Here is a 23250-nt window from a genome sequence, read left to right as displayed (position 1 = left end):
CTGTCGAAAGCCCTATTTTCCGGGTTGAAGTGTTTTCAGCCGGTTCTGGATGAGCTCGACGTCGTTAGTCTCGGCTTCCGGGACGACCGTCCAGTACACACCGGCGTCGCTCTTGTTCAATCCCAACGACTCTGCGATGTCCGCGTTGTGACCGGTATAAAACAAACGGAAGAGCCGCTGATCGCTTTCATGCGCGACGGCGGTAATCCGGAAAGAATGCCTATTCCGCCGGCACGTGGCATTCAGCTCAAAAATATCCTGCAGCTCACCTACCGCCACCTCACGACGCCAACACCCGCGCCCGGTACGTCGCGTCCCTCACCACCGACTCCGTCGCCGCCAACGCCCGCACAGCCAAGGAAAAAATATGAGCCAGGACTCGACCGTCCTTTGCGCCGACCAGCCGGACCGGGACCTGATTCTGCGTTGCCTGCTGGCCACCATGCCGGAGCACTACGTGCGTGAGGCGGCCGGCGGGATGGTCCTGGAGCTTCTGCAGTACGACGACGGCGACGTTCAGCTGGCCGTCGAACTCCCACGCCTCGTCCGGGTCCCGAGCGAGATTGGCCGGCTGCTGCCCGGCGCGACGATCTCCACCGTACCGGACACCATACTTCCGGCGGTTCTGGCTGGCGGTACCGCCACTGCTACCGGAGCTGATGACATGGTCAGCAGCCTCTGGTGGCTGGAGCTGCATGTGCTGAGATCCAGCGACGCCCCCACCTCGGAGAAAAGTGCGGGTTCCCAACCGGACATGCTGGTCGAAGAGCTGGCTCATGCGATCGCCGGCAATTGCGCCGGTGCCGTCCTGCCGCCCGTTCAAGCACTAGCCGGAAGTAACCGACCGTGACCGACTCTGCCTTTGACCTCAACGGCATCTTTGACTTCAGCACGGCCTCCACCGCCGTCGTATTTGCAGACAAACCAGTGGTGTACCGGTCCGGCTGGATTGTCCGCGCCTGGGCCGCAGCACAGCAGGCCGGAAAGAAGGTCATTGTGCTTACGCCTAGTAATGCGGCGCTGACCCTGCCGCTGAGCGAACTGCTTTCCCGGTCCGGTTGCCAGCGGCTGGCGGTATGATCCACGTTCGCGCCAGTACCCTCCATCCGGCCAGCGTGACCGCCAGGATCGGCGACCTCGCGGAGCAGGTTTTCCGCGAACTGACCGGCAGCTCCCCCGCGGGCTGGGGCGTACACGAGCCCGTCAGCGAACCTTGGGACGTCGCAGCGGTCACCGGATATTGTTATGCCGGCGCCCCCGCGCCGGCCGCCCTCGTCGTCGTCGGCAATGCCCGCCCCGGAACGAACGTCCCCACGATCGCCACCCTCACCGTTGAGCGGACAGCCACCGGCGTACATGAAAGTCTCGAGCTGCTCGCCGAAACTACCGATCCGCTCAGCTCGGCCGAGCTCGAATCCTTCGCCGCAGGTGGGGACCGCGCCCTTACGCTGGCCGGTCCACGCGCCCGGTTGCTGGAAACAGCACCATCTCAGTCCGTCGCAGTGACGTACGCTCAGGAACCCCTGCCCGGCCAACTGCATCCTTTGGAAGAGTACATGCAACTGGTTGCGCACCTGGAAGGGGCGGACGGATAACAAAAGCCGGCGCAGCCGAAAAGGCGGTTAAGGGTTTATCACCGCGCCGTCCATCCGCCGTCCATGGAGTAGGAGGCACCGGTCACCATCGAAGCATGGGGTCCGGCCAGCCAGAGAGCGAGCGAAGCGACATCGGCGGGCTCGACCATCCGTTTGATCGGATTGTGTTCCAGTAAGACCGTCTGAACTACCTCAGACACCGGGATGTTGTGGACTTGCGCTTGGTCCGCAAGCTGCTTCTGCACCAGCGGCGTGTTCACATATCCGGGGTTGATGCAGTTGCTGGTGACGCCATGCTCAGCGCCTTCCAAGGCGATCGTCTTGGAAAGCCCTTCCAGGGCGTGCTTAGCGGTCACATAGGCGCTTTTGAACGCGGATGCCCGGAGTCCGTGAACGCTTGAAACATTGATGATCCGGCCGAAACCTCGTTCGTACATGGCCGGCAGCGCCGAGCGGACCAGCAGGAACGGCGCCTCAACCATGAGCCCGAGCATCCTGTGAAACGTGTCCGGATCGAAGTCCTGAATTTCACGCACGTGCTGGAAGCCGGCATTGTTCACCACGATGTCGACGTCGAGCCGTCGTTGCATAACCGCCGCCCGGTCGGTGAGGTCAATGATCCACGCCTCGCCGCCGATATCCGACGCTACCTCTGCCGCGGCGTTGCCGTTGAGGTCCGCAACAATCACGCGTGCTCCTTCTGCGGCAAATGCTCTGGCGATTGCCTCCCCTATACCGCTGGCGGCCCCCGTCACGAGGGCTGACCGGCCCTGCAGTTGTTGTGTCATGATTCATTCCCTCATCTCATTTCGTGATCCCGTGCAGCGCTCTACCCGACCTCTGTGCTGGGGATGCAGCTGACCGGGCCTGCCTTGACCGGGCCCGCTTGGCTCACAGTTCCATCTTGCCTCATCGCAGCGACACCTCGTGGAATAGTTTCGTCGAGGTCTGCGCCGGTTCGCGCAACGGGACAGCAGGTCCATGTACGCCTCTGAAAGTCATAACGCTAAATCGCGGGACTGACATTCAGGCTCCGAAGAGACCGCCTACTGCGGCCTCTGGCGACGGCCTCCAGTGCACTGGACGAATCTCAGAAATCTGTTGCCACGGAGTGCTTAAAGCCAATGTGCGAAGCGGTGAATCCGAGCCGTTCGTAAAAGCGGTGGGCATCGACCCGCACGGCATCCGACGTCAGCTGGACCAGCCCGGCTCCGAGGGCAGGAGCTGCGTCGACGGCCCAACGGATCATCGCCCCGCCGATCCCTTGGCCCCGCATATCGGTCCGTACGCGAACGCCCTCAATCTGCAGGCGGGAGGCGCCGGCGCGGGCCAGCCCCGGAATAACGGTCAGCTGCATCGTGGCGACGATGTCTGCGGATGGTCCGGCGACGACGAGAAGCTGTTGGGCGGGGTCAGAATCAATGGCGGCAAAGGCATTCTCCAACGCGGGCAACTCGCCGGAATCACCGGCATCGTCGCGGGCCCTGCTGATGGGATCATCCGCGAGCAGTTCGATAACCACCGGAAGATCTGCGGCGGTGGCGCGCCGGAGTATGGCAGTGCCGCGTGGAAGGGTCAGTGTGACGTCAGGCATGGTCCAAGTCTGACAGGAAACCGGGTTGGATGCGGTGCTGGGCAGGGACCGGGAATCAGGCCTAGCATGGTCTCAAGGACGGGCACAGGTACACATACCGAGGAAACGGAGCAGGCCGTGACACCGACAGCAAGCAAAGACGGCGCACAAAATGTTGCGCAAAAGCTTATTAGCGAGCACCTTCTGGACGGGAAAATGACCGTCGGTACGGAAATCGCCCTTCGCATCGACCAGACCCTGACCCAGGACGCCACCGGCACCATGGTGATGCTGGAGCTGGAGGCTCTGGAACTGGATCAGGTCAAGACCGAGCTCTCTGTGCAGTATGTGGATCACAACCTCCTGCAGACCGATGAAAAGAACCCCGAGGACCACCTGTTCCTTCAGTCCGCCGCACAGCGGTTTGGTCTGTGGTTCTCCAAGCCCGGCAACGGCGTCTCGCATCCGGTGCATCAGGCACGGTTTGGCCGCCCGGGCGCCACGATGGTTGGTTCGGACTCGCACACCTGCGCAGCCGGAGCCATCGGCATGCTGGCCATTGGTGTGGGCGGTCTGGAGGTGGCGATGGCAATGGCCGGGGATCCGCTCTATATCCAGATGCCGCAGATCTGGGGCATTGAACTGACCGGTGAGCTGCCGGACTGGGTCTCGGCCAAGGACATCATTTTGGAAATGCTGCGCCGCCACGATGTGAACGGTGGTGTCGGGCGCATCGTGGAATACCACGGACCGGGACTGGCATCACTGACGGCTATGGACCGCCACGTCATTGCCAACATGGGCGCTGAACTGGGCGCCACCACCAGCATCTTTCCCAGTGACGGTGCGGTGCTGGAGTATCTGAAATCGGTGGGCCGTGTCGAGGATTTCCGTGAGATCCTTGCCGATAAGGGCGCGACGTATGATGTCGAGGACAGCATTGATTTGTCCCGCCTGGAACCGCTGATAGCCAAGCCGTCGTCGCCGGGAAATGTGGTTCCTGTGCGGGAGGTGGCCGGCGAAGAGGTTTACCAGGTGGTGGTAGGCTCCTCCGCCAACCCCGGTCTGCGGGACTTCGCGGTGGTCGCCGAGACACTGCGCGGGCGCCAGAGCAGTCCGCAGGTCTCGGTGGACATTAACCCCACCTCACGGGAAATTCTGGAGGATTTGACCCGGGGCGGCTGGCTCTTTGAGCTGATCTCCTCCGGTGCCCGGATCCACCAGTCCGGGTGCATGGGCTGTATCGGAATGGGCCAGGCTCCGGCAACCGGCCGCAATAGCCTGCGCACGGTCCCCCGGAATTTCCCGGGCCGGTCCGGTACCAAAGAGGACGCCGTCTGGCTCTGTTCGCCCGAAACGGCAGCCGCAGCCGCCCTCACCGGGGTCATTACCGACCCCCGGGAGCTTGGCTTTGACTATGTACGGCCGATGCTGCCCAAGACCGGAAGCATAAACACGGCCATGCTGCTGCCACCGTTGCCGCCTGCGGAAGCGGCCAAGGTGAAACTGGTGAAGGGCTCGAACATTTCATCCCTCCCCAGTTTTGATCCACTGCCAGATGACCTGGAGATGCCGGTGGTACTAAAAATGGGAGATAACGTCTCTACGGATGAGATCCTGCCGGCTGGTGCCCGCGTTTTGCCATTCCGCAGCAACATACCCAAAATAGCCGAATTTGCCTTTTCCCAGCTCGATGACAGCTACCCCGACCGGGCCAGAGACGCCGGGCCGAGCCATCTGGTAATCGCCGGGGAAAACTACGGCCAGGGTTCCTCCCGTGAACATGCCGTCATTGCCCCGCGCTATCTGGGGCTGCGGGTGGTGATCGCAAAGTCCTTTGCCCGGATTCACTGGCAGAATTTAGCGAATTTCGGCGTGCTCGCCCTGGAATTCACGAGCCCGGAGGACTATGAAGCCATCAGCCAAGGGGATACCGTAGGCTTTTCGGGCCTTCGCGAAGCTCTGGAACACGGCCCGGAGGTGGAAGCCACACTCGGTGGCCGCAGCATCATCCTGCGCCACCGACTCTCACCACGCCAAGCGGCTATGGTGTTGGCAGGAGGACGCATCCCCTACCGGATCGCACTGGCTAAGAACGAACAAGCCAAGAACAAACAGGGCTGAACGGACAAGCCAAGAACGAACGGGGCTGAACAATCAGGTGGATTCTCTATCCTCGCCTGACCCAAGGCCAATGGCCTTCAGGATTGGCCGCGGCGGACCGCGGCAACGTCTAGCCCAACCCGTCCTGATCGTTCGGCTGCTCCGCGTCCGGAAGCCGGTCCGCTGCTGTCCGTCGCGCTGCGTCCAGGACGATGACGGTAATATTGTCCCGGCCACCGGAGCGTAGCGCGGCCTGAACCAACTCTTCGCAGCCCTGTTGGGGATCGGGACTCGCCTGCAGGATTGACTGGATCTGCTCATCCCTCACTTCACCGGTGAGTCCGTCGGAACAGATGAGGATCCGCTCAGGTACTTCCACCGGGGTAAGCCAGAAGTCGGCCGTGTTCTGCGTTCCAGCTCCCAGCGCTCGTGTCACGATATGGCGCCGCGGGTGAACCAGCGCCTGCTCGGCAGTGATCTCTCCCAGGTCCACCAGTTCCTGCACCTCGGAGTGGTCAACACTCACCTGCTCCAGCCCATTTGCACTCAGCCGGTAGGAGCGGGAATCCCCCACGTTGAAGAACAACCAGTACGGTTGCCCGGACTCCTCTACCAGCACGACGCCGGATACGGTGGTACCGGCCCGGCCTCCCGTTTCCGCTCGGATGCTGGTATCTGCCAGCTCCAAGGCCGTTTGCAGATCCAACGCCGTAATCTTTTCCGCATTTGAAGTCAGCCCCGGATGGTCGGCCAGTGCCTCGATGCAAAGGCGGCTCGCAACGTCGCCAGCCTCGTGTCCGCCCATTCCGTCGGCGACGGCGAAGAGCCGGTTACGGGCCAGGAAGGAATCTTCGTTTACCTGCCGCCGCAGCCCAATGTCCGTGCAGTGGCCAACGGTGAGGCGGATGGCTCCAACCCCGTCGCGACCGCTCATGCGCCTCCACCGACAAAATGCCGGAAACCGAAATTCACCGTTGAGCTGTGTGCAGGCAGTACTGGATGCCGCCGCGTGAGAGGCGTCCGGACGAAGGCGGGCACGGTAATGGCGCTGTCTGCCGGAGGCCCAGCCAAGGGCGCACTGTCCGGGATTCTACTGCTCCGTTGATGGACCACGAAGGCATTGACGAATTTGCGCTGAGGGGCCATGAGGTAAGTTTTCGTCCTGTTCTTTCACGGGCATACGGCCGTTCGGTGGGTGCTCCGGATCTCTGCAGCAGAGCGCACTGTTAACACTCTACGAAATTTCGGGCACACCGCGCGCTAAAAACCGCGCCCCGTCGAATTATCCGTTGCCGTCCTGATCGCCTCGAACTGGCTGGCATGCACCTTACCCACCGAGGCCCAAAGGTAGGCATCGCTGTCGCGGGCGTCCGGATTGGCCCAGCTCCAGCTGGCGCCGCCGCTGCCGGCTGTGGCCTTAATACCTTGGACGGGTAGAACATTGCCGCTAATCCCAATGGCCGCCGGTCGCAGCCGGATCAGCTCGGACTCCCGGCACTGTGAAATACCGGGTCAGGGTCGCATTAGTCGACGACGAGTCCCATTCCCTGACCTCGGGCCAGGATAACCGGGTGAATGGCTCCGAAACCACGGACCTCTTGAACTTCCTGAGGTATCAGCACAAAGCGCTCATCCGAGTTCAGCGCAGCAGCGGTAGTGGAATCGATCAGCACGGTGCCGGGCTCCGCCAGAGCCGTCAGCCGGGCAGCCAGATTCACCGTCGGTCCGTAGATATCGCCCAGACGGGAGAGAACACGGCCCCACACCATGGACACGCGGGCTTCCGGCAGAAAATCGTCCGCTGCCATTGCTTCCGCCAGGGCCAAGGAAATTTCCGCTCCGGCCACCGGCGTTTCACAGTTGAAAAGGACTTCGTCACCGATGGTCTTGACCAATCGCCCGCCGCCCACGGAAATGATTTCCGCACATTTGTTTTCGAAGCGCTGAACCAGTTTGGCGAGTGTCTTTTCATTCATTCGCCGCGACAGGCTGGTGTAACTGACCAGATCGGCGAAACCGACGGCACGCGCCAGCGGCAGCGGCGCGTCGTCCTCGGCCCCATGCCGGCCTTCGGCACTCGAATCCAGACCGGCTTGGGCCCGGACGGCAAGGCGCTGCACGCCCGCATTAAGCTGACGGCGCCAGGAATAGAGGAGCATTTTTTCCATCGGGTCTATCAGATCCGGCAATTCGGACACCAGCACCCGCCGCGCTTGGGCATCGCTGACCCCACGCTCCTCGGCAATATCCTCCACCAGTGCCTCGATCTGCCACACCACCATTCGGTCCGTCATCTGGCCAATGGCCCGGGTGACCGAAATAGCCGCCTCTTCGGTCAGGAGCCCTGCGCGCACCACATCAATGACGGTGGTCAGGGCGTCCCGATCGCGCTCACTGAATGCGACGTCGTCGTCCCCTATATTTGGAAAGCCCATGGCACGCCAGAGTTTTCGCGCAGAAAGCAGTGACACGCCCGCGCCGTGGGCCACATCCCGACGACGGAATTTGCGCTCCCCGCCGAGCAGTCGCGCCTCCAGCGCCTGCAGCGCACTGCGTTCCGGGCCGGGATCCGCGGCCTCGGCTGCATCCGGAGTCTGAACAAGATCGTCGGTCTCAACAAGCCCATCCGCGTCCGCGGCGGCATCACGAGCGTCGGCCGCCGCCGAAGTCCCGAGGGCTGCAGGATTTGCCGGCGCCCGTGGTTCATCAACGTCCGGCATTGCGCTTGCGTCCTCCATGGTCCAGTTCCTCCCGTCCGTCTCGATCAAGTATCCTGCGCATAGTTCCAGTCATCCTCTGGTCCCGCCAGCGCCGTGTGCGGTAAGTCATTAATAGCGTCCAGCACCAAATCCCGGAATCGGGCCACCTCGGGGATATCCGGGATAGCGGCTGCACCGTCGTACCCCATGTCCAAGGTTATATTCCCGGAGCGCAATATCCGTTGCAGCGCCGATTGCCGTGTGCCCAGATTACGGATCGAAGCAAGCGCAATGTCCTGCCGCTCCCGCTGCAACCAGCCGCGTCGGACCACTATTCGACGGCTGGTCAACGTATACAGCGTTCGGACCCACCGCAGAAACCGGCGCAGCGGATACAAGACAAGAGCGGCGATGCCGAGGACGACGACGGCAATCGCCAGCGGCTGTTGCCAGGGCCCCGGGTGGCTTGTCAGCCGCGCCAACCCGCCATGGCTCAGCCACGCCAGGGCGAACCCGACGGCTGCGGGGATAAGGATGAAGGCCACAGCGGCCCCGCTCAGCGCACGGGCCTGCGGCCTGCTCTGCACAATCACCTGTTCCCCCGGCGCCAGCCAGCTACGCATAACGGCTGGAAACACCTGAACCGGGCAACTTTGTGGAATTTCCAGTCCCCACAGCGTCCCCAGTGCCGCCGGAATCACGAGCGCTGCCGGCGTTGTGGGGCCGCAAATGCACCACATCGCCGGCCGATACCGTGTGCGTGGCTCCCAAAGCATCGGTCAGCAGCAGCGAACCCGTGGCATCCAGCCCTGCGGCCAGCCCGAAAACACTCCTATTCCCGGGGAAGTCAGCACGGACCTGCGTTCCCAAGGTGACCATCTGCGCCGTCGCCCGCTTGATGAGACTATCTCCGTCCGCCAACGGACGGCGGGCGTCTCCGTCCGCAGCGCAAAAGGCGAGGTAAAGGGCGGCAAAACGAGCCAGGTAGGCCGGCAGTAAAACATTCCGATCCAGCATGGGCGAACGCTCGATGGCAAGTGAAGTAGCAGTCTCCACCGGAAGTTCAGCCGGTTTTTGAGATACGTTGACGCCCGTTCCCACAATGACAACCGGGCCTGCGGTGACAACCGGGCCTGCGGCGGCCCCCGGAACCCCCGGAACCCCCGTAGCTTCCGGAAGGCGTGCCGATGCCGATGGCGGCGCGAGCTGGGCCAGAATTCCGGCCAGCTTGCGCCCGTTGATCAGAACGTCGTTGGGCCACTTCAGTTCCGCTTTGACCCCGGTCTCATCCCCCACCGCTTCGATCAGCGCAATCGCCGCCAGCAATGACAGCCATGGATAGGACGTCATCGGCAACGGCTTTCCGGCGTTTTCCGGCCGGAGCAGCACGCTGACAATAATTGAACTGCCGGCTTGGGAAACCCACGTTCGATCCAACCGCCCCCTCCCGGCAAACTGCTCCTCGGCCGTCAGAGCGCTTAGGTCAGGCCACCACTTTCCTTCCGCGGACCCGCTCTCCACGGCTGCGACCGCCAGCAGATCCGAATTCGTGGAACCGGTTGAAGTTTTCAGATCCACCCGGCCATAACTCCCTGCAGGGGGCATCAACGCACGGCGCAGCCGCTGCAGGTTCAGGGGAACAGGCACCGAAGTCATACCTGCGATCTTATCGGGCGCCGCTGACATCGCCCTGCGGGAGCACAGAGGAAACAATAATTCCGCAGGCGCAAACGCGGTCCAGCTGGCTGCCTGTCGGGGCCGGTTGTTACGGTGGAAGGCATGGCACCCATTGATCAAATAGATACCCCAGCGGCCCTCCCCGCCGGTTCCTCCGGCTGGGTCCGGGTACGTGGCGCCAGCGAACACAATTTGCGCAGCGTAAACGTGGACATCCCCCGCGACTCATTCGTCGTCTTCACCGGCGTCTCCGGCTCGGGCAAATCTTCGCTGGCCTTCGGCACCATTTTCGCCGAGGCGCAGCGGCGCTATTTCGAGTCAGTGGCCCCGTACGCGCGCCGCCTGATCGATCAGGCCGGTGTGCCGGAGGTGGAGCTACTGGACGGGTTGCCACCGGCCGTTGCGCTCAAACAAGCCCGCGGAGCCGCAAGTTCGCGGTCTTCCCTTGGCACGATCAGCTCGACGTCGGACGTACTCCGACTGCTGTTCAGCCGCGCCGGGACATATCCCGACGGCGCCGAGCACCTGCCGGCGGCCGCCTTCTCACCCAACACCGTTGCCGGCGCGTGCCCCACCTGCCATGGCAGCGGCGTGGTCCGGAGCACCACGGAGCAGCTGTTGGTCCCGGACCCGTCACTGTCAATTGACGACGGCGCCATTGCGGCCTGGGCGAATAGAGGCTGGCAGGGCGTGAACTACCGCAGAATCGCGGACGAGCTTGGTTACGACATCCACGTTCCGTGGCGCAAGCTTCCGGCCAAGGACCGCCGGCAGATCCTGTTCGGCGACGACGAGCCAACGGTCGTGGTCCATGCCCGGGAAGGCGGCAATAAGCGGCCCTACAACGGGACCTGGCAGTCCGCGGAAAAGTATTTGCTCCGCACCTATGCCAAGACCGAAGCCGCATCCCAGCGCGCCCGGCTGGAGCCGTATATGATCACCGGTCCCTGCCCCACCTGCCACGGTAAACGGCTGCATCCGCAGGCTTTGGCGGTGACCTTTGGCGGCTTCGACATATCAGAGCTGGCGGCGATGCCGCTGTCCAGCCTGAGCGAGGTGCTGAACGTTGGCTTAACGGCCCAGGCCCTCGGCTCGGACAGGCATGGTGCGCCTGCTTCGTCCGCTGCCCGGTCGCTGGTAAAGGACCTCGGCAGCCGCGTGGAGGCCATCATCCGGCTCGGCTTGGGATACTTGTCGATGAGCCGCTCAAGCGTGGACCTCTCTCCGGGGGAACTGCAGCGGATCCGGCTCGCCGGCGCGCTGCGTTCGGGACTCTTCGGAGTCCTCTACGTGCTCGACGAACCCTCTTCGGGCCTGCACCCGGCAGATGCCGCTGCCCTCTATGCCTCGCTGCGCGAACTCATCGGCGCCGGAAACTCATTGTTCGCCGTCGAGCATGACCTTCGGATAGCACGGCGGGCGGACTGGATCGTCGATGTCGGCCCCGACGCCGGAAGCGCCGGCGGCACGGTCCTTTACAGCGGACCACCTGCCGGCCTCGAGCAGGTAGAAGGATCGGCGACCGCGGCATTCATGTTTCCGTCCGGCGGCACCCCCGCTCACACGGTTCGGACGCCGTCGTCGTGGCGGACGTTCGGACCCTTGACCCGCAATAATCTGCAGGACATTACAGTCCGCATACCACTGGGGGTGATGACGGCCATTACCGGCGTCTCCGGCTCCGGCAAGACATCCCTGCTCAACGAGCTGATTAACTCTGTTGAACTTAGCTCTGCTGGGTCCGGCAACGGGGAGACCCGTGTCATTTCCATCGATCAGAAGCCAATCGGCCGTTCGCCGCGCTCCAACCCCGCCACCTACACCGGACTTTTCGACGGCGTCCGGAATCTCTTCGCCCAGACACCGGACGCGGCAGCCAGGGGCTTCACCGCCAGCCGATTCTCTTTTAATGTTGACGCCGGACGCTGCCCCACCTGCCGCGGCGAAGGATTCATCAGCGTGGAACTGATCTTCATGCCCGACGATTACTCGCCCTGTCCAACCTGCCACGGCTCACGCTACAACCCGCAGACCCTGGAAGTCCTTTACCACGGCGCGAACATCGCCGAAGTGCTGGACATGACCGTAGCCCAAGCCCAAGGATTTTTTTCCGACTCGCCAGCCGTGGCCCGCTCGCTGAACGCTCTGGCCGACGTCGGGCTGGCCTATCTGCGCCTGGGACAGCCCGCCACCGAACTTTCCGGCGGCGAAGCACAGCGCGTCAAACTTGCCACTGAACTTCAGCGGCCGGGGAAGACCGGCACCATATTTGTCCTCGATGAACCGACTGGTGGCCTGCACCCGGCAAATGTCCGTGACCTCATCGCCGTGTTTGGCAGACTCACGGCCGCGGGCAATACTGTCATTACCGTTGAACACAATATGGACGTTGTCGCAGCATCCGATTGGGTAATCGAGCTCGGTCCGGGCGGTGGCGACAAGGGTGGCCGGGTCATTGCCACAACCACTCCGCCGGAACTGCTCGCCAGCAAAGAAAGCGTCACCGCGCCATACCTGTCCGCCGTTATGGCGGTACCGGCCCACAGCGCTGCATAGGAGGTGAGCATGGGTCCATCCGTCGCAGGCCTACCCTGAAACTCGGCTGCGAAGACCGTGCGCCAATCCTCGATTTTGGCACAGCAGCACTGACTTCGGTGGTGTGGGCCCCTGAGTTGACATTCTCCAAAGGTGTCGGAACAGGGCCGCCATCGAAGACCTGGATATTTGCGTTTACCACCAAAGGACTCAGACGCAGGACTTGGCCCGACGCTATTAGTCCGTCGTTCTGATGAGATTTCCTGAGCACACGTCTTCTTTTCTCCTATGGCTGACGTGTCAGGACCGACATCAGGTCGCCACGCTGGCTCAGCTCCGCAGTCATCTTTACCGTTGAAGCGGCTTGAACGTCGACGACTTTGCTGGCCACTCCGCCGTCCGTACAGGCCATCCCCTGCGCTGGTTTGTCATCGTCGCCGGGGAACGTCAGCTGCAGATGGCCCCCGCCACGGCACGCGACGGTCCACTTGTAGATTCCCGGTTGCACTTGAATTACCTTGGCGATCGTACCCGATCCCGTGTCCACGAACCGGGCGATCTCGATGCCTTCCGGTTTGATAGCCGACTTAGCCCACTCCACCGTCTCCGGGCTGGCTGCTGCCCCCGCCTCCACTGGCGCCATGCTTGGAGCGTCCATAACAAAAACCTTGAGCCAGAACTGGTTACCGGGGCCAGCGTCCATGGATATCTTCTGATCGGCTCCGGGATCCTTCACCCCGATTTCGGCCAAAAAGCCGCCGGGGTTGGTGCAGCTGGCAGCGCTGTCCACCGTCCCGGCGTCGCTGCTGATATGTACCATTCCGCTGCCAATACAGGAAGCCGTGACAGCAACCCTCTGACCCGCCTTCAGCGGCACCGGTAGTTCAAAGCTTCCCTTGCCCATGCCCTTCCCGGAGATTACAGGTTGTCCGTAGGGCGAAAATTCCGGCTCGGCGCCGGTCGCATTCGGCTCCGCCAATGTGCTGGACGTCGCGGCGCCGGGAGATACTGAGCCGGATGTTGGGTCTGCGGAGGGCTCAGGACCGGAAAACGACCCGGTACAGGCGCTGACAGCGAGCGCAATGCTGGCCATTACGGCTCCCGCTCCCGCTCCCCGGCGGGCTTTCCCTCCTGTTCCCGCCGATGCCTTCGGGCTGGCCCCCGGGATTTTCAGCACCGTTTCTGACAAGGTCCACCCGATGTCATCCATCTCTCCACTCTATGCCTCGGCCTACACCCGCTGTATGGCGCTGTACTGCTGGGCAGACGTCGAGAAACAGAAGGCAGGACGGGCCCCACTTTGTTAGGGATCCGGGGGCCTTTCGGCCAGGCCCGGCGGGAGCGCGTCTTCCCGTCAGGACTGAGTGAATACGATTTTTCGGTAAAACGGGGCAAGGGGGAATCCTGCCATTAGGAGTAACTCGTCATATTCGATCAATATATGCGGCCCGGTTTCCCCGCTTCCCCGGCTAATTGGCCCAGCGGTACATGAAAGCCGCCATCGCATCCCGGTTGATCTGCTGCAGGGAGCGGTAATTCTTCCTCCCGTGTGCTTCGTCCCAGCCGGTCGAAATACCTTTCGCAGCCAGCCAGGAAATCTCCTTGTAATACTGCTGAGTACTCTTAACATCGGCGAACGGTGAGGTCCTCGGCGGCATGTACGAAGGGGACCCTGACAACCGGTACATGAAAGCGGCCATCGCATCACGGCCGATGGGTTGGAGCGGACGATATGCTTTCGTTCCACGTGCACCGGGATAGCCGGTAGTGATCTTTTTGCTGGCCAGCCAGCAGATTTCCTTGTAGAACTGCTGCCCCCGTTTGACATCCGTGAAGGGGGAGGTCTTTGGCGGCGTATAGGAGGGAGAACCCGCCAACCGGTACATGAAGGCAGCCATCGCATCACGATTCACCTGTTCCAGCGGATGGTAGCTTTTGGTCCCGTTCGCCGCAGAGTAACCGGTTGAAATTTTCCTGCTGGCCATCCAGTTCATCTCTTTGAGGAACGGCTGACCAGCCACCAAGTCACTGAACGGTGACACTGGTGGGGCAGGCTTGGCCACGGGCGCTGCGGAGGCCGGATAGCCTGCGAGGTTGGCGACAACCAAGTGCCAGCCTTGGTACGGCCCGCTGGTGGGCACCACCACCCCAACACCGGTATCAGTCTCTCTCCAGTCCAGCATGGCCGCCTTGTGGGGCGGTGAGCCCATCCACCAATTTACGATGTTAGCCTCCGTGAAGTTGAAGGCGATGATCTCGCCATACCAAGTGGCCCCGGACGGAATCAGGGAACCTCCGCCGTCCGTTCTGTGGATGCGCCCCCAATCGAAGGAGGCGCTCTTGGTGGCTTGGCCAAGGTGATCGGCCCAGGCCTGTGACACGTTGGCGACGCTCTGATTCCAGCGCAGCGATGGCACGCCGGCCGCCCGTCGTTGTACGTTCATCAGATCGAAGACCTTGCGTGCGTACGAGGCTTTCGATGATGATGTCGCTGACGCAGGCAAGGGCGGCACAGCAACATTTTCCGGCGGCGGGATCGCTCCGGCAGGTGGTGCCAGACCCGGTGACGGCTGGGGCGTGACAGGTAGCACCGGCGCAGTCTCGGAAACGGGAGGCAGCTCTACAGCGGTTCCGGCTCCGGCGGAAAAGGAGACCAGGGCAATGGCGAGCGCGACGGTGGTGGGCATAAGGGAAGCCCTGAGTGCAAGTTTTCTCATGAGACCAAACCAAATCGTTTTGGGGAAGCCGTGCGGTTCGCAGCCTTGGTGAAGGCGTCCAAACGGCTATGAAGGAACGGATGTCATGTGCATGGCATCCGCACGTGGCCTCACCCTTGCAGGATCACGCCACTGTTCCTATCGGCACAACCGCCGGTCCAGTCAGCATTTGTGATGGCTTAATTTTCAGCTGCCCGCTTTCGACGCGGGGATGCCGGCCCGGCCAAGGATCTGCGGTGAAGTTCAGCGGTTGGCGGCGGCGTTCTGTGATTTCCCGGTGCCGCAGTTGTCGACGGCAGATGTTCTCTTCCATGGCATCGGTTAAGAGACGCCGAATCGCCTGCGTCATCCAGGTGATGCGTTCGCAGTGGATCGGCATATGCGGCGGGCAATCGGTTTGTCGAGGCGGCCGACCTGTTTGCTTGCCTTGGGCGTGAAACGGATCCGGTATGTCATCGATCGAGGCTGTCCCAATCAACGTCTTCCATGTCGATTGCGGCTTCGCCAGAGTTGCAGAACTCCGCGCGGGAGTCCTTCGCCAGGAAATAGTCCTCCTGCGCTTGGAGGAATTCCTTTATCGCCTCAACCGCGTAGAAGCTCTTTGTGCGCCCGGTTCTCTTCGCGGGGGCATCGAGACGACTATCCAGGTCCCTGTCGATCCACACATTCATCGGTGTCTTCGCCATCTTGTACTCCTTCTCTCCTTATACAAGTTAACGTCCTTTGGTAAAGACCATGCTGGCGATTCTTGGGACGCAGATAGTCTCGGAGAATGGCCGAGAATTCTCTCGATTAATCGCTTCTCCGTATGACCCGGTACCGACCAGAGGCTATGCGCCACCTTCAGGCGTAGCGGAGACATCCACTGTTCCGACCGCTCGAACACTGGTTAGGCCCTGCTTGATTCCAGTCCCATTGGCTAGCTCCCAGTATCAAAAAAGCCTGTCCCCGCGCCGGTTAGAAAAGCCGGGGGCTGCTGATTTCCGACACAGCAGTCGGGCGGCGGTCACCGTGACAGCAGCTTCTGGCTGACCCGCGGGAAGACCCGCCGCACCGCGGCCGCACGCACCATCCACGAGGACTGGCCCATCGCCGAGGTAGTAGCGCCCTACCGATCCCAATCCGATGCCGAATTCGGATTCCGCCAGCTCAAGGACCCACGTCGTGTCGTTTTCACCGATGAACCACTGGACCGAACACAATATCCGCATCCACACCTTCACCTGCGTCCTGGCCCTGCAAGCCGCTCACCTCATGCGCCCAGAAGCCCGGAACGCCGCGAACACCACTGCGTTCGCGACCTGCTCGATCGGCTCGCCAGCATCGACGAAACCGTGATGATCTCCCCCTCCACCGGCGGCCTCACCGTCTGAGCGGGAGATGACGGTTCAGAGAAAGATATCCGGCACCGGTGGGCTGCCCGGAGCACCGGAATTGTAGGCGGTGAAGTCCGTGATCCCCTCCTCCGCGAGCACCTGCTCATCGGTGAAGAAATTCCCCGTGGTTTCGCGGCTGGATCGAGTCAAAACAGCATGCGCGGCGTCGGCCACAATATCCGGTCGCCGCGCCCCTTCCGCCAACCGTTCGCCGTCGGGCATGTTTCGAACCGCAGCTGTATTAATGAGCGTGCACGGCCACAGCGAATTCACCGCAATCCCGTCCTCCTTCAGCTCCTCCGCCAGCCCGAGTGTGATCAGGCTCATGGCGTATTTAGCCATCGTGTAGCCCAAATGCGCCCCGGCCCAACGCGGAGCCAGATTCAGCGGCGGAGAGAGCGTCAGAATGTGCGGATTGGCTGATCTGCGCAGCGACGGAAGAGAAAACTTTGCGAGCATAAATGCCCCGCGCACGTTGATATCCGCCATTAGGTCATAGCGCTTCATCGACAGTTGGTCAGTTGTGGACAGGTCGATGGCTGAAGCATTATTGACGACGACGTCGATGCCGCCAAACGTTGTATCGGCGGCAGCAACGGCGTTGGCTACGTCATCGTCACTGCGCACATCGCCCACCATGGCAAGCGCATGGCCACCGGCGGCACGGATCTGTTCGGCAGCGGTAAAGACTGTCCCTTCCAGGGACGGGCGCGGCTCCCCTGTCTTGGCCAGCAGCACAACGTTGGCTCCGTCCTGGGCCGCGCGCAAAGCGATGGCCAGGCCGATGCCGCGGCTGCCGCCGGAAATCAGCAGCGTTCGTCCCGTCAATGACCGCCTCACCCCTGCCTCTGACCCAGATACCGTCCTCATGCGCCCAGCCTAGACCCGAGGTCGCGCACTGTCTTCCCACTCGAAACGCAGTTCCGGTCAATAGTGCGGCACGCTATGAGAGGGCTGGCTCCGGATCATTAGCCCTGCACCGCTAGAGCACTGCGGCGAAATTGTAGGTTTGCTACACAGATACCTGCCCGTCCCCTCATTAGACTGGTGAGGACGTCCCCTGTTTTGTGCGTTTCCTACTTAACGCCATTCCACCAGCCAACCGAGCCGGAGCGCATATGAGCCACGATCTGACCACAACCGCCGGTAAGATCGCGGATTTCCGTGACCGGTTGACCGCGGCCGAGCAGCCTTCCGGTCCTGCCGCCGTCGAAAAGCAGCACGCCCGCGGCAAGCACACCGCCCGCGAGCGCATCGACATGCTTCTCGATCCGGGCTCCTTCACCGAGTTCGACGCCCTGGCAACGCACCGGTCCACGGCCTTCGGCATGGAGAAAAAGAAACCCCTGGGCGATGGTCTGGTATCGGGTTACGGCACGGTAGACGGTCGTCCGGTCGCGGTCTACAGCCAGGACTTCACCGTTTATGGCGGTTCGCTCAGCCAGGTTAACGGCGAAAAAATCGTCAAGGTGCAGGAGTTCGCGCTGCGCAATGGCTGCCCCGTTGTCGGTATCCTGGACGGCGGCGGCGCACGCATCCAGGAGGGCGTAGCCTCCTTGGCCATGTTTGCGGACATTTTCCGCAACAACGTGCATGCCTCGGGCGTGGTCCCGCAGATTTCCCTGATCATGGGTCCATCCGCGGGAGGTGCCGCGTACTCGCCCGCACTGACGGATTACGTGGTCATGGTGGATAAAACCAGCCACATGTTCATCACCGGTCCCGACGTGATCAGGACCGTGACCGGCGAGGACGTGGACATGGAGACCCTCGGAGGCGCCCGCCAGCACAACACCACCACCGGCACCTCCACTTACCTGGCAACGGATGAGCCCGATGCCGTTGAATTTGTCCGTGAATTGCTGGATTTCCTGCCCTCCAACAATTTGGCCGAGGGGCCGGTAACGGAGCACGAGCAGGAACTGGAGGTCGACGACGGCGACCTGACCCTCGATGCGCTGGTTCCGGATTCAGCGAATCAGCCCTACGACATGCGTGCGGTAATCGAGCAGATTGTCGACGACGGCCACTTCCTGGAGATGCAGGCCCTGTACGCACCGAACATCATCATCGGTTACGGCCGCATAGAGGGACATACTGTTGGCATCGTGGCCAACCAGCCGATGCAGTTCGCCGGCACCCTGGATATCAATGCCTCGGAGAAGGGCGCGCGCTTTGTCCGGCATTGCGACGCGTTCAATATCCCGATCATCACCCTCGTGGATGTGCCGGGCTTCCTGCCGGGCAAAGATCAGGAGTTCCAGGGCATTATCCGCCGCGGGGCCAAACTGCTGTACGCCTATGCCGAGGCCACCGTGCCCAAGCTGACGGTCATCACCCGCAAGGCTTACGGCGGAGCCTACATTGTGATGGGCTCCAAAAAGCTCGGCGCAGACCTGAACCTCGCGTGGCCAACTGCGCAGATCGGCGTGATGGGTGCCCAGGGTGCGGTCAATATTCTGTATCGCCGCGAACTGGCCGCGGTGGCCGCCGAGGGCGGCGACGTGGAGCAAAAGCGCCAGGATGTGGTCCGCCAGTATGAGGAGGAGCTGCTCAATCCTTATCAAGCCGCGCAATTAGGTTATGTGGATGCGGTGATTGCCCCGTCGGACACCCGCATCGCCCTGATCCGCGGCCTCCGTGCCCTGCGCGACAAACGCGCCAGCCTGCCGGCGAAAAAACACGGAAACATCCCACTGTGAGTACCACCAGCACCCCGGCCGATTTTCTGCGCGTCGTTAAGGGAAGCCCGACGGCCGAGGAGCTCGCAGCCCTGACCGCCGTTGTGCTCGCTCTCCAAACGGCCAACGACGATGCTCCGGCACGGCCTCCACAGCGGCATTGGGCGCGCCGCACCGCCCTCAACCTCGCCCCGAAGCCCGGACCCGGAGCCTGGCGCCGCAGCCGCGGCTAAGTTACCGGAACCCCGGCGCCGCAGGGCCAAAAATATGCTGGGAAGTGCGCGGGCCACGGTCCCCTACGGAGAGCTACATCCGATTCCAGACTTGCCTGCACTGCATGCAGTGGTTGCAGTGCATGCGCTGCAACCAAGTTTTCGCAGGGACTGACATTTCGACAGATCCGCATTCGGGTTCGGGTAACCCTTTGCAGTATCCGGATCGCACAGACCTAGCCGGGGATGGAGCGGGCGCGGGTGGATTTGGGCAGCAGCTGATGGAGCAGTGCCGCGGTCACCACTCCGTAGGCGAGATGCGGGACTATGTCGCTCATCCAGCCGACCACGGACCAGGACCGTGGATCAGTGATCCCCAGCGCGGCCATCGGGACGTCGGAACCTGCCATCGCGCCACCGGCACCCAGTAATGTGCTCATGGCGGTACCGGGACACAGACCTGCGGCTCGGGCACCGCCCAACACCATACCAACTCCGACTCCGACAGTCAGACCCGTAATGGGGCCGAGGCCTGCCACCCGGTTCTTTCTCTCGCCGTCATCGCCCGGGATCTGAAGGTGGGCTACTTCGGTGAGCTTTTCCACCGTCTTTTCAGGCGTTTCGCTAGTGGGCCGGGCTCGCAGGACCATATCCAGATAGGTGACGGCATTCAGCGCCGTAGTGCCTGCAGCTCCGGCCGCGGCACCACTGAGAAGTCCTCGCATCATATTCATAAGTCCGGTCTACCACGGGCGTTCCTTCCCCGGTAGGCTCGGTTGGATGACTATCAACGCGTTGAAACCCTCCCGGAAGTCCACGGCCATCGATGCCGTGGCGGACGCCTACACGCAGCGGCTACTGGAATTGGATCCCGGCTTCGCCACCGAGCTGGGGCTTCCGGGCCATGAGAGGGAATACCGCGACTACTCCCCTGCCGGCCACGACGCTTTCGCCGCCGCTGCTGAGCAGGCGCTGGAACAGCTAAGTGCGCTGGAGCCGGAGGACGCCGTGGATGCCACCACGCTGCACGCAATGCGCGAGCGGCTGGGCCTGGACCTACAGCTGCACGCCACCGGTTGGAATCTTGCGGACCTGAACAACATCGCCTGTCCGGCGCAAAATATCCGGGCTATTTTCGATCTGATGCCGACCGCCACGGTGGAGCACTGGGAACACATCGCGGGCCGCATGATGAACGTTCCCGCCGCAATCGACGGCTACATCCAATCCCTGCGGGCCGGCTGGGAGCGCGGTCTTATTGCGGCCCGTCGACAGGTGAAAAATGTGATCGGGCAGGCCGACCGGCATGCGGCCGAGGACGGTTTTTTCGCTGCCATGGCCGCCGCTGCCCGCCTGAATAATCAGGAAGCACAGGACAATCAGGACACACAGAACCACGGCGGCACCGCACTGCCGCCGTCGACGATGGCAGGACTGCAGGAAGCAGCACAGGCAGCCCGCGGAGCGTATGGCGTGCTGAGCCGTTTCCTGCGCGAGGAGCTGCTGCCGGCGGCACCGGAGAAGGACGCCGTCGGCCGCGCCCGCTACGCGCTGGCCTCCCGCGCCTTCCTTGGTTCCGCCGTCGACCTGGACGAAACGTACGCCTGGGGCGTGGAAGAACTGGACCGTATCATTGCCGAGCAGGAGCAGGTAGCAGAGCAAATCAAGCCCGGTGCAGGCATCGCCGAGGCCAAGAAACTGCTCAACGAGGACCCCGCCCGCACGCTGCAGGGCACTGCTGCACTGCAGAGTTGGATGCAGGAGCTAGCGGACAAGGCTGTCACGGAACTTGCCGGCGTGCACTTCGAGATCCCGGACATTATGCGCACCCTCGAATGCCGGATCGCCCCAACGCAGGAAGGCGGCATTTACTACACCGGCCCCAGCGAGGACTTCTCCCGTCCGGGACGGATGTGGTGGTCCGTGCCCGCCGGTGAGGATTCATTCACCACATGGGCGGAGACCACAACGGTCTATCACGAGGGCGTGCCCGGACACCATCTGCAGGTGGCGACCGCAACGTATCAGAGCGGGCTGTTGAACAAGTGGCGGCGCAACGCCTGCTGGGTCTCCGGACACGGCGAAGGCTGGGCGCTTTACGCCGAACGGTTGATGGAGCAGCTGGGTTACCTCTCTGACCCGGGCGACAAGATGGGGATGCTGGATGGCCAGCGGATGCGGGCAGCCAGGGTCGTGTTCGATATCGGTGTCCACCTGGAGCTGGAGATTCCCGCCCGTTGGGGCACGGGAAGATGGACGCCCGAATCCGGCTATGACTTCCTGCACAAGAACCTGGATATCAGCACCGGACAGCTGGACTTCGAGTTCAATCGGTATCTCGGCTGGCCCGGTCAGGCGCCGTCCTACAAAATCGGCCAGCGGCTGTGGGAGCAGATCCGCGACGAACGCCGGCTGCTGGACGGAGCGGACTTCGACCTGAAGGCCTTCCACACCCGCGCCCTTAACCTCGGCTCCGTTGGGCTGGACACACTCAAGGCCGCACTCCTGGGCTGAAATTTGTCCGGCAGTATGGACAGCTTCGGGAATAAATCCGAAACGTCACAATTCGCAACCTGGACTGGAATGTGGTAGTAACTTGGCCATAGCGTATGGGAGTGACTTCAACCGCCCAGAACCCCACCATCCGCAAGCCCGGCCGTAAATTGCCCAAATGGGCTACGTCCTTTGGCGTCCAGATCGTTGCCGCGCTCATCGTCGGCCTGGTCCTGGGTTTGATCGCCAAATCCATCGGCACCGGTCCCAAGGCCGCCCCCAATGGACTGGACACGACGCTGACCACCATCGGCAGCAGCTACGTCTCGCTGCTGCAGGCTGCCGTCGTTCCGCTCATTTTCACCGCCGTCGTCAGCTCTATTGCGAATCTTAGCCAGGTCGCCAACGCGGCCAGATTAGCCTGGAACACGCTGCTCTGGTTCGCCATCACCGCTCTGATTGCGGTGAGCATCGGCATCGGCCTGGGCCTACTGTTCCAGCCCGGTGCCGGCACGGACAAGACCGCCCCGGCCAGCTACACCGGCAAGACCGGTGACTGGTGGGCCTTCCTGACCGGGCTCTTCCCCAAGAATTTCCTCGGCCTGGGTGCAAACTCAACCGTGGCACAGGGGGGCGCGGTCACCACTGCGGTGAGCTTCAACGTTCTGCAGATCCTAGTGATCGCCATCGTCGTAGGAGTAGCCGCTTTGAAGGTCGGCAAGGCTGCGGACCCGTTCCTGAAACTCAACGCTTCCGCCCTCGCCGTCATCCAGAAGTTGCTCTGGTGGGTCATTCGTGTCGCCCCGATTGGCACCGTCGGCCTGATCGGCCACGCCGTCTCCAGCTACGGCTGGGACACCATCGGCTCGCTGGGAAAATTCACCGTGGCAATCTATGCCGGGCTGATGCTGGTGCTGTTCGTGGTCTACCCGATTCTGATCCGGAGCCACGGTTTGTCCGTCAGGGCCTACTTCTCCGGCGTCTGGCCCGCTGTTCAGCTCGGCTTTGTCTCCCGGTCTTCGATCGGCACGCTGCCACTCACCCAGCGCGTCACGGAGCGCAACCTGGGCGTACCCCGCGGCTACGCATCCTTCGCCGTCCCGCTCGGTGCCACCACCAAGATGGACGGTTGTGCGGCCATCTACCCGGCAGTTGCCGCCATCTTCGTAGCTCAGTTCTTCGGAATCAATCTTGATGTGACCCAGTACCTGCTGATCGTTTTGGTCTCCGTTCTGGGTTCGGCCGCAACGGCCGGAACCACCGGCGCCGTCGTTATGCTCACGCTGACGCTGTCCACCCTTGGCCTGCCACTGGCCGGCGTCGGTTTGCTCTTGGCGATCGATCCGATCATGGACATGGGCCGCACCGCGGTCAACGTTGCGGGCCAGGCGCTGGTGCCGACCATTGTGGCCAAGCGTCAGGGCATCCTGGATCTGGCCCTCTACAATGCTCCGCGCAACGGCGATCCGTTTGCCGATGACACCCCTGCGGAGGATGCCGCGGACGTTGCCGGTGCGGCGGACGCAGCCGACGCGACGAGTGTCCGCGAAGGGGAACTCACCCGCGTATAGATATAGAAGGGCCGACGA

General features: G+C 62.5%; 21 protein-coding genes and 1 pseudogene. 10 read left to right on the top strand and 12 right to left on the bottom strand.

Annotated features, from left to right (window positions below; all coding sequences use genetic code 11):
* Positions 1-12 precede the first annotated feature (12 nt).
* Positions 13-279: a hypothetical protein gene (locus IV500_RS03015; RefSeq protein ID WP_196395341.1), complete on the bottom strand. Its 267-nt coding sequence runs from the start codon at positions 277-279 to the stop codon at positions 13-15.
* Between the two features lie 88 nt (positions 280-367).
* Here IV500_RS03015 and IV500_RS03010 point away from each other — a divergent pair, with 88 nt between their 5' ends.
* Genes IV500_RS03010 through IV500_RS03000 form a run of 3 tightly spaced genes read left to right on the top strand, consistent with a single transcriptional unit; the run spans position 368 to position 1595 of the window.
* Complete coding sequence (locus tag IV500_RS03010) at positions 368-850, top strand: hypothetical protein (RefSeq protein WP_196395340.1); 483 nt, start codon at positions 368-370, stop codon at positions 848-850.
* Positions 847-1080, top strand: a complete 234-nt coding sequence (locus IV500_RS22470; RefSeq protein ID WP_196395339.1) for a DUF6177 family protein — start codon at positions 847-849, stop codon at positions 1078-1080. Before IV500_RS03010 ends, IV500_RS22470 begins: the two co-directional genes overlap by 4 nt.
* Positions 1077-1595 carry a DUF6177 family protein gene (locus IV500_RS03000; RefSeq protein WP_196395338.1) on the top strand — a complete coding sequence of 173 codons (519 nt, stop codon included), beginning with the start codon at positions 1077-1079 and terminating at the stop codon, positions 1593-1595. Before IV500_RS22470 ends, IV500_RS03000 begins: the two co-directional genes overlap by 4 nt.
* Positions 1596-1633: 38 nt before the next feature.
* Here IV500_RS03000 and IV500_RS02995 read toward each other — a convergent pair whose 3' ends face one another.
* Positions 1634-2383 (bottom strand): 3-hydroxybutyrate dehydrogenase, encoded by a 750-nt coding sequence (locus IV500_RS02995; protein ID WP_196395337.1) that lies wholly within the window; start codon positions 2381-2383, stop codon positions 1634-1636.
* A 302-nt stretch (positions 2384-2685) separates the two neighbouring features.
* Complete coding sequence (locus IV500_RS02990; RefSeq protein ID WP_196395336.1) at positions 2686-3189, bottom strand: GNAT family N-acetyltransferase; 504 nt, start codon at positions 3187-3189, stop codon at positions 2686-2688.
* Positions 3190-3306: 117 nt separating this feature from the next.
* On the opposite strand from IV500_RS02990, the gene IV500_RS02985 reads away from it, so the two are divergent.
* Positions 3307-5292 carry an aconitate hydratase gene (locus IV500_RS02985; protein WP_312875807.1) on the top strand — a complete coding sequence of 662 codons (1986 nt, stop codon included), beginning with the start codon at positions 3307-3309 and terminating at the stop codon, positions 5290-5292.
* A gap of 109 nt (positions 5293-5401) precedes the next feature.
* On the opposite strand, the gene IV500_RS02980 is transcribed toward IV500_RS02985, so the two are convergent.
* The 4 genes from IV500_RS02980 to IV500_RS02965 form a co-directional block, all read right to left on the bottom strand.
* Entirely contained in the window at positions 5402-6205 is an 804-nt protein-coding gene (locus tag IV500_RS02980; protein ID WP_196395334.1) for a PP2C family protein-serine/threonine phosphatase, read from the bottom strand.
* Positions 6206-6794: 589 nt separating this feature from the next.
* Entirely contained in the window at positions 6795-8009 is a 1215-nt protein-coding gene (locus tag IV500_RS02975) for an adenylate/guanylate cyclase domain-containing protein (protein WP_230854393.1), read from the bottom strand.
* Positions 8010-8035: 26 nt separating this feature from the next.
* Positions 8036-8593, bottom strand: a complete 558-nt coding sequence (locus IV500_RS02970; protein WP_196395333.1) for a PH domain-containing protein — start codon at positions 8591-8593, stop codon at positions 8036-8038.
* Positions 8586-9626 carry a biotin--[acetyl-CoA-carboxylase] ligase gene (locus IV500_RS02965; RefSeq protein ID WP_196395332.1) on the bottom strand — a complete coding sequence of 347 codons (1041 nt, stop codon included), beginning with the start codon at positions 9624-9626 and terminating at the stop codon, positions 8586-8588. Before IV500_RS02965 ends, IV500_RS02970 begins: the two co-directional genes overlap by 8 nt.
* Before the next feature lie 123 nt (positions 9627-9749).
* Here IV500_RS02965 and IV500_RS02960 point away from each other — a divergent pair, with 123 nt between their 5' ends.
* Complete coding sequence (locus tag IV500_RS02960; protein ID WP_196395331.1) at positions 9750-12203, top strand: excinuclease ABC subunit UvrA; 2454 nt, start codon at positions 9750-9752, stop codon at positions 12201-12203.
* A 265-nt stretch (positions 12204-12468) separates the two neighbouring features.
* Here IV500_RS02960 and IV500_RS02955 read toward each other — a convergent pair whose 3' ends face one another.
* The 3 genes from IV500_RS02955 to relB all read right to left on the bottom strand — a co-directional run bounded on the left by IV500_RS02955 (position 12469) and on the right by relB (position 15585).
* Complete coding sequence (locus tag IV500_RS02955; RefSeq protein ID WP_196395330.1) at positions 12469-13392, bottom strand: hypothetical protein; 924 nt, start codon at positions 13390-13392, stop codon at positions 12469-12471.
* A gap of 259 nt (positions 13393-13651) precedes the next feature.
* Positions 13652-14869 (bottom strand): CAP and S-layer homology domain-containing protein, encoded by a 1218-nt coding sequence (locus tag IV500_RS21280; protein ID WP_230854392.1) that lies wholly within the window; start codon positions 14867-14869, stop codon positions 13652-13654.
* 482 nt (positions 14870-15351) lie between these two features.
* On the bottom strand, positions 15352-15585 hold the full coding sequence (gene relB / locus IV500_RS02945; RefSeq protein WP_196395329.1) for a type II toxin-antitoxin system RelB family antitoxin: 234 nt from the start codon (positions 15583-15585) through the stop codon (positions 15352-15354).
* A 381-nt stretch (positions 15586-15966) separates the two neighbouring features.
* Between relB and IV500_RS22430 the strand changes: the two are divergent.
* Positions 15967-16260: pseudogene (locus IV500_RS22430) on the top strand (IS1634 family transposase); the annotation flags it as partial.
* Between the two features lie 27 nt (positions 16261-16287).
* Here IV500_RS22430 and IV500_RS02935 read toward each other — a convergent pair.
* A complete protein-coding gene (locus IV500_RS02935; RefSeq protein WP_196395327.1) occupies positions 16288-17145 on the bottom strand; it encodes an SDR family oxidoreductase in 858 nt (285 codons plus the stop codon).
* A gap of 248 nt (positions 17146-17393) precedes the next feature.
* Here IV500_RS02935 and IV500_RS02930 point away from each other — a divergent pair, with 248 nt between their 5' ends.
* Positions 17394-18977 carry an acyl-CoA carboxylase subunit beta gene (locus IV500_RS02930; RefSeq protein ID WP_196395326.1) on the top strand — a complete coding sequence of 528 codons (1584 nt, stop codon included), beginning with the start codon at positions 17394-17396 and terminating at the stop codon, positions 18975-18977.
* Positions 18974-19189, top strand: coding sequence for an acyl-CoA carboxylase subunit epsilon (locus tag IV500_RS02925; RefSeq protein WP_196395325.1), 216 nt, complete (start codon positions 18974-18976; stop codon positions 19187-19189). Before IV500_RS02930 ends, IV500_RS02925 begins: the two co-directional genes overlap by 4 nt.
* A 215-nt stretch (positions 19190-19404) precedes the next feature.
* Here IV500_RS02925 and IV500_RS02920 read toward each other — a convergent pair whose 3' ends face one another.
* Complete coding sequence (locus IV500_RS02920) at positions 19405-19902, bottom strand: hypothetical protein (protein ID WP_196395324.1); 498 nt, start codon at positions 19900-19902, stop codon at positions 19405-19407.
* A gap of 46 nt (positions 19903-19948) precedes the next feature.
* Between IV500_RS02920 and IV500_RS02915 the strand changes: the two genes are divergently transcribed.
* Both IV500_RS02915 and IV500_RS02910 read left to right on the top strand, forming a co-directional pair.
* The gene (locus tag IV500_RS02915) at positions 19949-21682 is read left to right on the top strand and encodes a DUF885 domain-containing protein (protein WP_196395323.1); all 1734 of its coding nucleotides are present in this window, start codon (positions 19949-19951) and stop codon (positions 21680-21682) included.
* A 101-nt stretch (positions 21683-21783) separates the two neighbouring features.
* The gene (locus IV500_RS02910; RefSeq protein ID WP_312875806.1) at positions 21784-23232 is read left to right on the top strand and encodes a dicarboxylate/amino acid:cation symporter; all 1449 of its coding nucleotides are present in this window, start codon (positions 21784-21786) and stop codon (positions 23230-23232) included.
* Positions 23233-23250: the final 18 nt, after the last annotated feature.

Source organism: Arthrobacter terrae, from assembly GCF_015708085.1.
GTDB classification, from domain to species: Bacteria; Actinomycetota; Actinomycetes; order Actinomycetales; family Micrococcaceae; genus Arthrobacter_M; species Arthrobacter_M terrae.
Note: the sequence above shows the minus strand (reverse complement) of the source record. Positions and strands in the feature narration are given on the sequence as shown.